The sequence below is a fragment of the Mycobacterium sp. genome (genome assembly GCF_049673265.1).
Taxonomy (GTDB): Bacteria; Actinomycetota; Actinomycetes; order Mycobacteriales; family Mycobacteriaceae; genus Mycobacterium.
Genome location: NZ_JBATXN010000238.1, coordinates 1 through 10,873 on the forward strand (window position 1 = coordinate 1; position 10,873 = coordinate 10,873).

15 protein-coding genes are annotated in these 10,873 nt (G+C 65.0%); 7 read left to right on the top strand and 8 right to left on the bottom strand.

Annotation, left to right across the window (positions count from 1 at the left end):
• Positions 1-238 precede the first annotated feature (238 nt).
• Positions 239-649 carry a pyridoxamine 5'-phosphate oxidase family protein gene (locus WBF82_RS08475; RefSeq protein ID WP_424382604.1) on the bottom strand — a complete coding sequence of 137 codons (411 nt, stop codon included), beginning with the start codon at positions 647-649 and terminating at the stop codon, positions 239-241.
• A 51-nt stretch (positions 650-700) separates the two neighbouring features.
• Here WBF82_RS08475 and WBF82_RS08480 point away from each other — a divergent pair, with 51 nt between their 5' ends.
• Both WBF82_RS08480 and WBF82_RS08485 read left to right on the top strand, forming a co-directional pair.
• Positions 701-1,735, top strand: coding sequence for a hypothetical protein (locus WBF82_RS08480; protein WP_424382605.1), 1,035 nt, complete (start codon positions 701-703; stop codon positions 1,733-1,735).
• A 30-nt stretch (positions 1,736-1,765) separates the two neighbouring features.
• Positions 1,766-2,110: a hypothetical protein gene (locus WBF82_RS08485; protein ID WP_424382606.1), complete on the top strand. Its 345-nt coding sequence runs from the start codon at positions 1,766-1,768 to the stop codon at positions 2,108-2,110.
• Here WBF82_RS08485 and WBF82_RS08490 read toward each other — a convergent pair.
• From WBF82_RS08490 to WBF82_RS08505, 4 genes are read right to left on the bottom strand one after another with little or no spacing between them, the layout of a single operon-like run.
• The gene (locus tag WBF82_RS08490) at positions 2,055-2,363 is read right to left on the bottom strand and encodes a hypothetical protein (protein WP_424382607.1); all 309 of its coding nucleotides are present in this window, start codon (positions 2,361-2,363) and stop codon (positions 2,055-2,057) included. The genes WBF82_RS08485 and WBF82_RS08490 overlap by 56 nt on opposite strands.
• Positions 2,363-3,853, bottom strand: coding sequence for a molybdopterin-dependent oxidoreductase (locus tag WBF82_RS08495; RefSeq protein WP_424382608.1), 1,491 nt, complete (start codon positions 3,851-3,853; stop codon positions 2,363-2,365). The genes WBF82_RS08490 and WBF82_RS08495 overlap by 1 nt, the downstream gene beginning before the upstream one ends.
• Positions 3,854-3,866: 13 nt before the next feature.
• Positions 3,867-4,388, bottom strand: a complete 522-nt coding sequence (locus tag WBF82_RS08500) for an oxidoreductase (RefSeq protein WP_424382609.1) — start codon at positions 4,386-4,388, stop codon at positions 3,867-3,869.
• Complete coding sequence (locus WBF82_RS08505) at positions 4,378-4,788, bottom strand: TOBE domain-containing protein (protein ID WP_424382610.1); 411 nt, start codon at positions 4,786-4,788, stop codon at positions 4,378-4,380. Before WBF82_RS08505 ends, WBF82_RS08500 begins: the two co-directional genes overlap by 11 nt.
• Before the next feature lie 109 nt (positions 4,789-4,897).
• On the opposite strand from WBF82_RS08505, the gene moaA reads away from it, so the two are divergent.
• Together moaA and WBF82_RS08515 are read left to right on the top strand one after the other, a co-directional pair.
• Complete coding sequence (gene moaA, locus WBF82_RS08510) at positions 4,898-5,977, top strand: GTP 3',8-cyclase MoaA (RefSeq protein WP_424382611.1); 1,080 nt, start codon at positions 4,898-4,900, stop codon at positions 5,975-5,977.
• A gap of 1 nt (position 5,978) precedes the next feature.
• On the top strand, positions 5,979-6,236 hold the full coding sequence (locus WBF82_RS08515; RefSeq protein ID WP_424382612.1) for a MoaD/ThiS family protein: 258 nt from the start codon (positions 5,979-5,981) through the stop codon (positions 6,234-6,236).
• Positions 6,237-6,256: 20 nt separating this feature from the next.
• Here WBF82_RS08515 and WBF82_RS08520 read toward each other — a convergent pair whose 3' ends face one another.
• Positions 6,257-6,682, bottom strand: a complete 426-nt coding sequence (locus tag WBF82_RS08520) for a molybdenum cofactor biosynthesis protein MoaE (RefSeq protein WP_424382613.1) — start codon at positions 6,680-6,682, stop codon at positions 6,257-6,259.
• 49 nt (positions 6,683-6,731) lie between these two features.
• Between WBF82_RS08520 and glp the strand changes: the two genes are divergently transcribed.
• Genes glp through WBF82_RS08535 form a run of 3 tightly spaced genes read left to right on the top strand, consistent with a single transcriptional unit; the run spans position 6,732 to position 8,918 of the window.
• A complete protein-coding gene (gene glp / locus WBF82_RS08525) occupies positions 6,732-7,934 on the top strand; it encodes a gephyrin-like molybdotransferase Glp (protein WP_424382614.1) in 1,203 nt (400 codons plus the stop codon).
• 25 nt (positions 7,935-7,959) lie between these two features.
• The gene (gene moaC / locus WBF82_RS08530) at positions 7,960-8,436 is read left to right on the top strand and encodes a cyclic pyranopterin monophosphate synthase MoaC (protein WP_424382615.1); all 477 of its coding nucleotides are present in this window, start codon (positions 7,960-7,962) and stop codon (positions 8,434-8,436) included.
• Entirely contained in the window at positions 8,436-8,918 is a 483-nt protein-coding gene (locus tag WBF82_RS08535) for a MogA/MoaB family molybdenum cofactor biosynthesis protein (protein ID WP_424382616.1), read from the top strand. Before moaC ends, WBF82_RS08535 begins: the two co-directional genes overlap by 1 nt.
• Before the next feature lies 1 nt (position 8,919).
• Here the strand turns inward: WBF82_RS08535 and WBF82_RS08540 are convergent, their stop codons facing one another.
• Both WBF82_RS08540 and WBF82_RS08545 read right to left on the bottom strand, forming a co-directional pair.
• Positions 8,920-10,095, bottom strand: a complete 1,176-nt coding sequence (locus tag WBF82_RS08540) for a putative sulfate/molybdate transporter (RefSeq protein WP_424382617.1) — start codon at positions 10,093-10,095, stop codon at positions 8,920-8,922.
• On the bottom strand, positions 10,092-10,873 hold a 782-nt coding region (locus tag WBF82_RS08545; protein ID WP_424382618.1), incomplete at its 5' end, for a TIGR03621 family F420-dependent LLM class oxidoreductase. The genes WBF82_RS08540 and WBF82_RS08545, both read right to left, overlap by 4 nt.

Sequence of the window (10,873 nt, forward strand, 5' to 3'; positions counted from 1 at the left end):
TACCCGCACACCGTGGCGACCACTGGCACCGAAGTCATTCCACCTTCCTGCTTCCCCCGCGGCAGAACTCCGCGACTCGCGGCGATCGGACCCATGGTGGTGCCGACGTGTTTCGATGGTTCGCGATGGGGGTTACAGATGTATCAATTCGACCTGCGAATCGACTGGCCGGTCGTTGTGAGGCCGCAGGGAAATCGTGAAATCCCAGCTCTAAGTTGTGAAGTGGCCCACACTGCGGCTACGACTTGGCGAACACCACACAGTCGTGCAAGCAGCCTTTCGCGGACCCCGGCGTGCTCGGATCGGCGTTGCGGTGCAACAGCGCTCGGGTCGGCACCACCCGAAGCGCAACGGTGTCATCGGAATCGGTGACGTCGGTCACTTCAGCCCGGCCATCGACGATCAGCGAATAGCCGCCCGGCTCGCGCGGTGGCCACAACAATGTGACGGCACTGCGGCTTTCGACGTTGCTACGGGTTCTGCCGCCGACCAAGCCGACCTCCATGACGCGCTCGCGCAGCTCGGGTTCGACGGTGACGGTATGCACCCGGTAGTCGTCGTCGACGGTGACGAGGTAGGCGAACCGATAGTCGTCCAATGCGCCAGCCAGACGCTCAAAATCAACTTCCTTCGCGGCCCTAGTTCCCATAGTGAAAGCGTAGGTGTAACCACACCTGGTTCTGGGGTATTGCTTCTCCAAATGACATCGCAGCGCAGATGGGTTTTGGTCGCAGTCAGTGTTCTTGCTGCTGCGGGTTGCGTAGCGCCGGGCAGCGCGGTGGAGACCGAACCTGAGGTCAGCGTGATGACGGTCGGTGCGACGCTGCGGGATCCGGTCTGGTCATATAGCAACAATGCCCTGGTCGGGCTCACCGACGATGGCCGAGTCGCCGAAATCACCGACCTGCTGGGCTCCAATCACGCCAAGACGCGGCTGTCGGCGCCGATGGCGGCGGGCCGCAACCTACAGATCAGCCGAAAAGACGACCAGCACGTCTATGTGCCGCAGCCGCAACGCGGCAAGGTCGCGGTGCTCGATGTGGGCACGTTGCGTCAGGTCGACGAGTTCGACGCCGGACCTGCGCCTGCCTACCTTTCCGAAGACGGCGGAATGCGAATAATGCTGGCGCTATCGGCGGACGGTACGTCGGTGACTCCGGTCGACGAGTACGGCTTCCGGAAAATGGCGACGGCCAAGGTCCCCGGTGATCCCACGGCCACGATCGACGGCGCCAACCGAGGGCGTGACATCGAGTACCACCTCTACACGTCGTCGGGAATCCACTTCTACAGAGGACCGTCGTCGCCACCCGAGGAGCTTGGCTCGATGCCCATGGGTGTCGCGTGTGCGGCGGGTGATGGCGCCGCGACGACGCGTAGCTATGTGGCACGCCCCAACGGTGATCTGCTCTATGTCATCGATTTGCGGCGCGCCGGGACAGGCCTGAAGGTTCGGGCGGCCACCCAGTTGCCGTCGCCGATCCGCCACGTCGGCACCGACTACACCCGCATCTACGCGGCCACCGACCGGGAGGTCACGGCGCTGGAGACGAACAGCTTCATGCGCTTCGAGGCGGACACCATCCCGGTGCTGCGGACCACCAATTACCGGACAGCTCTTCCTGAATCGCAACGGTCGGCGCCGCTGTCGGGCATGGCCGTCGGGCCGCACCGGGTGTATCTGACGTTCAAAGGGACACCGTTAGTGGTGAGTGTCGCCAAAGCGCACCTGTGACAGCAGCAATGGAGGACCATGGTTGCCGAGATGGACGATAACCCGGCGCCGATCACCATCGACGATGACGTCGAGTGGCTCACCGAACAGATCCAGGCGCTCAAACAGCTTGGCCAGAATGGCGAAGTGAGCGACGGCGAGAAGTACGACTTCAGCATCAGATGGGGGACGGCGCTTGCCGGACGGCTGCCGCGTCTGGTGCATTACAGCTCGCGCGGAATGCTCGACGAGGCCGATGAGCGCAGGTTTCAAGCGCTGTGCGACGAGCTGCGGGACCTGTCTGAGCTGATTGATCGAATCGGGCTGGTTGAGCCTGTGTTCACGGAGCAGACGCCAGCCAAGTCGCGGCGCGGGCGTCGGATTCGCCGCGGCTGAGAAAGTCCTTCTCGCGCAGCCTGATTCCGGTGTGCTGCCCACATTCCGGGTTGCGGCACGTCAACGCCACCATGTAGGCATCGAGCTCCTCGTCGAGAAACAGAAAACCGAGGTAAAGGGCGTGGCCAACCTCGAAATCGGTTTGACCGCAGCTCTCGCAGTTCCCGCCCTTCGCGGCGACTTGCGCCAAGACACGGTCCCGGTCGACGGGCACCAGGCTGATCAACTCCGGCCGCGTAGAGTTGGCCCCCATTAGATCTCCACGTCCTTGTCGTAGTAGACGTTGTCCTCACGCCAACCGCCTGCACCGCCGCCGATGCCGGAGTAGTCGCTGATGAACTCGATCTGGTTGATCCACTTGGCCATCTTGAATCCGACCTGGGTTTCCACGCGCAGCCGCAACGGGGCACCGTGTTTGATCGGCAACGGCTTGCCGTTCATCTCATAGGCCAAGATGGTCTGCGGCTTGTAGGCGAGTTCGAGATCCATCACCTCGTAAAATTGGCCCCCGCCATGCGAACTGGGCTCGTCCCGATCGTTGTCCTGCATAGTCAGCGTGCAGATGTATTTCGCCTGCGGTAGCGGTCGCACCAGTTCGACCAGCGTGCTCAGGTGCAGGCCGCTCCATTGACCAATGCTCGTCCAGCCCTGAACGCAGTTGTGCATGACCCGCTGCGTCTCCGGATCGGCCAGCTCGCGCAATGCCGCCAAGTCCAAAGTGACTGGGTTCTCGACCAATCCGCCGACCCGCAGCCGCCAGTCGACGAAGTTGTGCACGGCCATCACCTTGTACTCCGCCGAACACGGAGGTTTGCCGTTCACGCGGTGCTGCGGCGTGAGTTTTTCTTCCGGATAGTTCTGCCGCGAGTTCAACGGCCGCAACAGAAGAAGCCGAACGCGGGACACCACAGCGCCGAGCACGCGCTGAACCGAACGAGGCTTGCGCAGACTCCACACCGTCGCCGCGACGTGGATGGCGACGATCGCGGCGATGATCAACAGCGACAGTGCAGTTGCCCAGCGGATGTTGCGAATCGAGCCGAAGATCATGGCGGCAGTGAGGTGGCCCCAGCCCCAGAAGAACACCATCGAAAGATGGATGATGATGAAAACCACAAAGGCGACTAGCCCCAGGAAATGCAGACTGCGCGCCCACTGCCGTCCGCCAAACATCTGCACGTACCACGGGAACCTGGCTTCGATCGCCGGGGACTGGGCCGCGCCGGTCAGGATCTGGAAGGGTGCCAGTCCAAAGACGACGCCGGCATAGGTCAGCTTCTGGATGGCGTCCATGGGTTCGCCCGGCACTAACGGCGGCAGGTTGAAGCTCATGTAGGTGACGATGTCCTCCCAGGCCTCCTGGAAGATCGACCACGACCCGGGCCAATACCGATACCACTGTCCGGTCGCGAAGAGCAGGATGTAGTAGGACAGCCCCACCAGAATCCAGCCGATCACCGCAAAGAAATGCCAGTGCCGGCCCATGCCCAACTGCGCGCGGCCGGGCAGCGAAATGATCGGGCTGTAGTCCTCCTCCTCATCGAGGGTGTCGAACAGCCTGTCCTTCGGCATGACCTTGCGGGTGAAGCGCGCCCATTCGCTTCCGGGCCTGCTGTCGTCGTGCCAATACAACTTCGGATGGGTGGCGAGGATCTCGATGCCGCTGCGGATGATCAACGTCAGGAACAGCACATTGAGCCAATGATCGATCCGCAGCCAGGCCGGATAATCGAACGTTGTCATCGCCGAGCTCATGTCAGTCGAACCATTGCTGTCGTTGCGGATAAGCCACGTTGATGCCCAGGAGCACTGTCATGTGGACGGCGATGAAGCCAAGCGCGAACGCGCCTGTCAACGTGCCGGGGGCGAAATCCCACCGGCCCGTCACCGCCACCAGCCCGGGCAGCGCCGCCGGTCGACTTGCCAGGTACAAGCCGAGGAAGACGACTGAAACCAGATCACCGAAGAACCAGCCTAATTGCGGCACACGGGGATTGCGGCCCAGCCACAGGGATGCCGCAGTCACCAGACAGCAAGCAATCAGGATCGCGGCGTAGACGAAGAAATACCCCGGCAACGCCGGCTGGCTGGTCAATACGTAGACGTGGGCCGCGGCGATTCCGATCAGCAGCCCTGCGCCCAACACGCTCACCGTTCGGGGCAAATTAAATGCGACGTAGCCTTTCAGACGCAGCAATTCATAGAGCTGACTGCGCTTCCACCTCTCGATGAACGCACCGATCACGGTCGCGACGTACCCGGATACGTCAATCCGCAAACGCTTCAGGGGTTTCGACGATCACGGTGGTGGCCTTGACGACCGCTACGGCGAGGCTGCCGGGCTCCAGTTTCAACTCCTTGGCAGCCTCGGTGCTCATCAGGGATACGACGGTGTGCGGGCCGCATTGCATCTCGACTTGGGTCATCACCTTGTCGCTGACCACATTGGTCACCAAACCGACAAAGCGGTTGCGCGCTGAGCTGCCGGTGCTGAGCGGGTTCGGCGGCAACGGCCGTGCGTTTTTACGCCAAAACTCGGCCAAGACGTCCCCGGCGATCACCTTGCGGCCGGACTCGTCTTGGCTGGCCGACAAAGCACCGTTGTCGATCCATCGCCGGACGGTGTCGTCGCTGACCCCCAGCAGCTCAGCTGCCCGGCGGATTCGCATCGTTGGCACAGATAGATGCTAGATGACGCCGTGACCTGCAGGATGGCGTCGCACGATGCCCTTTTCGGTCAGCGGTGGATAATAGAAACATTGTTCGCGACCAGATTCGGATGGTGCCATGATCACGACCCTCGGAGTGCCTACGGTGCGCCGCGGGCTCGAAGGTCTCGCGGAAACACCCGCCCCGTCCAGTGGGCCGTTGATCGACAGCTACGGGCGGGTGGCGACCGATTTGCGGGTGTCGTTGACCGACCGCTGCAATCTGCGATGCACCTACTGCATGCCCGCCGAAGGTCTGCCGTGGTCGGCTGCCGAGCAGCTGCTGCGGCCCGACGAGATTCTCCGGCTGGTGCGAATCGGCGTGACCCGACTGGGCATCACCAAGGTGCGGTTCACTGGCGGAGAACCGTTGCTGGCCAAGCACCTTGGCGAAGTCGTTGCTGCAACCGCCGCGCTGCGGCCGCGCCCGGAGCTCGCACTGACCACGAACGGCGTTTTGTTGGCCAAGCATGCTGACGAGTTGGCCCGGGCCGGCTTGGACCGGGTGAATGTGTCTCTGGACAGCATGGATTATGTCCGCTTCGCGGCGATCACCCGCCGCGACCGGCTTGCCGATGTGCTGGACGGCCTGGCCGCCGCGGCGGCAGCGGGTCTGCGACCGGTGAAGGTGAATGCCGTGCTGGACCCGCAGACCGGACTCGACGATGGGGTCGCGCTGGTGCGGTTCTGTCTCGGCCATGGTTACCAGCTACGGATCATCGAGCAGATGCCGCTCGACGCCGGACACCAATGGCGCCGTGAGGCCACGGTCACCGCAGATCAAGTGATCGCGCAGCTGCGACGGCATTCCTTTGAGCTGAAACCCGATCGGGCTCCGCGGGGTTCGGCACCCGCCGAGCTGTGGCGGGTCACCGATCCAGCGACGGGGTGCACCGGACGAGTCGGGCTCATCGCCTCGGTGACGCACCCGTTCTGCGCGAGTTGTGACCGCACCCGGTTGACCGCCGACGGGCAGTTGCGCAGCTGCCTATTCGCCATCGACGAGACCGACCTGCGAGCGCTGCTGCGCGGCGGCGCCGACGACGCCAAGATCGAGGCGGCGTGGCGGGCAGCGATGTGGGGGAAGCCGGCCGGCCATGGCATCGACGACCCAGACTTCGTCCAGCCAGCGCGGCCGATGAGCGCGATTGGCGGCTGACGTGCCTGGTCAGACAATCACCGTGAGGTATTTCGCCGCGGCCCGGGCCGCCGCAGGCTCCGATTCCGAGCAGCTGAGCCTGCATTCCGGCACCACGGTTGGTGAGCTTGTCGACGGCCTGGGCGACCGCAGCCAGGAACTCGCCCGGGTATTGTCCCGGTGCTCGTATCTCTGCGACGGCGTGGCGGTTCGGGACAAGGCCCAGCCGCTGCAGGCGGGCAACACGATCGACGTCCTGCCGCCGTTCGCCGGAGGATGAGGCGGCGCCGCGCTGAAAAATTAGGCCGAGCCCACCCACTCGTCGGTTCCGTCGGCGAAGAATTGGTGCTTCCACACCGGTAGGCGCGCCTTGATAGCGTCCACCAGCTGGGCGCAGGTGGCAAACGCCGCTTGGCGATGGTCGGCGGCGACCGCAGCAACCAGCGCGGCCTCGCCGATATGCAGGACGCCGATCCGGTGGCTGGCTGCGATGGCCCGGGTCCCGGGGGACTGCGCGGCGACGTCGGCCACCACCTCGGCGAGCACGTCCGCGGCCGACGGGTGCGCGGAATATTCAAGCCGTACGACCTGACGGCCGCTGTCGTGGTCACGGATCACGCCGACGAAACCCACGACGGCACCCGCGGCCTGATGGCTCACCAGCTCCTGATGTTCGGCCAGCGAAATCGGTTGATCCGTCAGCGCGGCGCGCGCTACCAGCGTCATCGCCGAGCGCAACCTGTGGCCATGGGCACCAACTATATTTACTGACGCCATGAGGTCGGTCGAGGAGCATCAACACGTTGTCGCCGGGCTCATTACTGCCCGGCCCGCGACCACCGCCGAGCTGTCCGACGCCGAGGGCCTGGTGCTGTCCGACAGCGTGACCGCGACAGTCGCGCTCCCGGTTTTCGACAACTCCGCGATGGACGGCTACGCGGTGCGCGCCGACGAGATTGCATCAGCGGCCTCGGACCATCCCGTGAAACTGCCTGTGGCCGAAGATATTCCGGCTGGCCGTACCGACATCCCTGCACTGCAGCCAGGTACCGCGCATCGCATCATGACCGGCGCGCCGCTGCCGACCGGCGCGACGGCGATAGTGCCCGTCGAGGACACCGACGGGCGGATCGATGTCGTGCAGATCTACGCCCCCAGCGCTGAGGGAAAACACGTCCGCCGCGCAGGCGAAGACGTCATGGCAGGTGCCACGGTATTGCGGGCCGGGCAGGTCGTCACGCCCGCGGTGGTCGGCTTGGCAGCGGCGCTGGGAGTCTCCCAGCTGCCAGTCATCCCGCGACAGCGGGTGCTGCTGATTTCCACCGGGTCAGAACTCGTGCAGCCGGGTACGCCGCTGCAGCCGGGGCAGATCTACGAATCCAACGCCCTCATGCTGGCCGCCGCTGCGCGCGCCGCCGGTGCCGAAGTGGTCGCCACCGCGACCGCCAGCGACGACGTCGCGCAGTTCACCGCGCTGCTGGACCGATACTCCGCCGAGTCCGATCTGATCATCACCAGCGGCGGCGTCAGCGCTGGTGCCTACGAGGTGGTCAAGGACGCCTTCGGCCGAGCCGGCGACCAGGGGGTGGAGTTCGTCAAGGTGGGGATGCAGCCAGGCATGCCGCAGGGTGCTGGCCAGGTCGCGGGCACACCGATCGTCACCTTGCCCGGAAACCCGGTCAGTGCGCTGGTGTCGTTCGAGGTGTTCATCCGTCCGGCGCTGCGCTCGGCGATGGGGCTGCCCGATCCGCATCGGCCGCGGCGATCCGCCGTGCTGACCGAGACATTGACCTCGCCGGCCGGTAAACGCCAGTTCCGCCGCGGCGTCTTCGACCCTGACGGCACCGCCGTGAGCCACGGCCCGCCGGGGTCACACCACCTGGGGTGGCTGGCGTCGGCAAACTGCCTGTTGGACATCCCGGCGGACGTCACCGAGGTTCCGGCCGGTTCGCAAGTGCAGATCTGGGACCTGCGCTAAGAGTTGACCTGTCAGAATGGATCGCGTGGCTGACTCGGGTCCGCTCTCACACATCGATGACCACGGCGCGGCTCATATGGTCGACGTGACCGCCAAGGAAGCCACCGAACGCACCGCGGTTGCCGCGGGCTCGCTGCGCACGTCCGCGCAGGTGGTGGAGCTGATCGCGGCGGGCGGACTGCCGAAGGGCGACGCGCTGGCCACCGCGCGGGTTGCGGGCATTCTGGCCGCCAAACGCACCAGCGACCTGATTCCGCTGTGTCATCAGCTGGCGCTGACCGGCGTCGATATCGATTTCACCGCCGGGGCGAGGGATATCGACATCACCGCGACCGTGCGAAGCACTGATCGCACCGGGGTGGAAATGGAGGCGTTGACCGCGGTAAGCGTGGCGGCCCTGACGCTTTACGACATGATCAAAGCGGTCGACCCGGCTGCGCGCATCGATGACATTCGGGTCCTGCGAAAGGCCGGCGGCCGGCACGGAACATGGGAGCGGTGATGGCAGACCGGTCGGCGCGCGTCATCATCGCCTCAACCCGCGCGTCGGCCGGGGTCTACGAAGATCGATGCGGCCCGATCATCGCCGAATGGCTTGCGCAACATGGGTTCCCGACGGTGCAACCAGTGGTCGTCGCTGACGGTGAGCCAGTAGGTAAAGCGCTGCGTGACGCGATCGCCGAGGCTGTCGACGTGGTGATCACCTCGGGCGGCACCGGCATCTCGCCCAGCGATAGCACCCCGGACCAGACCGTGGCGGTGCTCGACTACATGATTCCCGGCCTGGCTGAGGCGATCCGGCTTTCCGGTTTACCGAAGGTGCCCACCTCGGTGCTGTCCCGCGGCGTATGCGGGGTGGCGGGGCAGACCTTGGTGGTCAACCTGCCGGGCTCGCCCGGCGGCGTTCGCGACGGGCTCGGGGTGCTCGCCGGCGTGCTGGACCACGCGCTGGACCAACTCGCCGGCGAGGACCACCCTCAATGAATCAGCTGTGGGCGCGCCAGCGCTGAATCCAGCGGACCGCCCACCAAATCACAAGTGCGCCAACGAGTGCGACGGCAAGGTTGGTCAGAAATCCGGTGATTCCGACCGCAAGCGCCAGCGCCCAATGCCATAGTCCGCGTAGATCTTTCAGCAGCGTGATGTGCAGCAACCCGGCGACCGTCAACAGACCGGCCAGGATCGGCACCGGGAACCCGGCCAGTGCAGCGGTCAGCATCGCTCCGATGGCAAGCGCAAGCGTGATCAGCACGCTGCCCAACATGATTGGCGCGCCTCCGCTGCGGGCGCCGAAGCTGCGATGCGCGGTCATGCCTCCGGCGCCATGGCACACCGGCATGCCGCTGATCGTGCCGGCGAACAGGTTGGCCAGCCCAATCGTGGTTGCCAACCGGCCCGGGCGCACCCGCTGCGCGGCATCGCCGAAGTAGGCGCGGGCGGTGTCGGCGGTAGCCAAACAGGAATTGGCAAACGACAACGGGAATTGCGGCAGCACCAGCGCGACCGCTGCCGCGGAGAACGCGGCCCAGCTCAGGTGCGGGGCGTGCACGGCAGACGGACCGAAGCGCAGCGAGCCGTGGAAGGCCAGCACCATCGCCACTATGGCGATCGCCAGGAAGACCAGTGTGATCTGGCGGCGTCGCAGCAGCAGCGCCAAGGAGATCACCACCACAGTGACGCCGGCCAGCCACCAGACCGAGTGCCGGTGGTCGGTGAACGCTTTCGGTGTTGTGGACACCAGCTTCCAGGCCAACTGACAAAACAGCAGTCCCACCGAGAGCTGAATTCCGCGAATGATCGGTTGCGGGAACACTTTCGCGACCCAGTCCAACAGCCCCGACATCCCAAGCGTCAAAAAGATTGCGCCCATCAGCAGCGCGCCCGCGGCGATCTCGTCGGCGCCGAACCCGTGCGCGATCGCGATTGCCCCGAACGCCTTCAGCGGTTGAACCGGCACCGGCAGCCGATACACCAGGCCGGCCACCACGTACAGCAGCCCGGCCGGCAGCAGCACCGCGGTCGGCGTCAGGCCGTTCTTGACGATCAATGCCACCGCGATCGGCACCAGCACCCCGAGATCGCCCACCGCTCCGGCTAATTCCGCTCGGTCGAACCGAAACGAACTTCCACCCGCCTTCGGCAGCTGATCGATCGTGGTCATCGGAATTCCGCAATCACCTTGGCGACAGTTTCGGCATGGTGTTCCTGAACGGTCACCGATGTCAGCCCGTAGGTCTTCTGGTAGCCGCGCAGGGTGTCGGCGATGTCGCGCGGTGACCCGCTGAGCACCGCGGGCAATGCGAGCAATTGTTCGTCCGACAAGTCGGGCGCATAGTGGCGGGTCATCTTCAGGTCGGGTTTCCCGGAACTGTCCGATGGCACGGCCGTGATCGCGAGGTTCAGCTCGAGTTCTGCAAAACGCTCGCCGGCGGCGGCGCGGACAAACTCGATGCGTTCGGCCAGCGCGTTGTTGGCACCCGTCAGGCCGATCATGTCGGCGTATTTGGCGGCCACCGTCAATAGTCGATTTCCATTGCCCGCGATCAGAATTGGTACGTCGGGTAGGCGCTGTTTGACGTAGGTGGTGACGTGTTCGAGGTAATCGACGCGTTCTCTCGCGCTCGGGTACGGCAGTTCGGCGGCCTCGAATTCCTCTTTGACGTAACCCGCGCCCAGCCCGAGCTCGAGGCGGCCGTCGCTGAGGTCATGGACGGCCCCAACGTCACGAGCCAACAGCGCCGGCTTATAGAAACACGCGTTTAGCACGTAAGTCCCCAGCCGCACCCTGGTGGTGGCCCCCGCGATCGCGGTCAGCACCGGAAACGGTGCCGGCCCGCCGAGGTGGGCGGGCAACCGGAGAAGGTCGAACGGTGCCGGACCGGGGATGTGGTCCGGCACATGAAGGGCGTCGAATCCGAAATCCTCCAACCGCTTTGCCT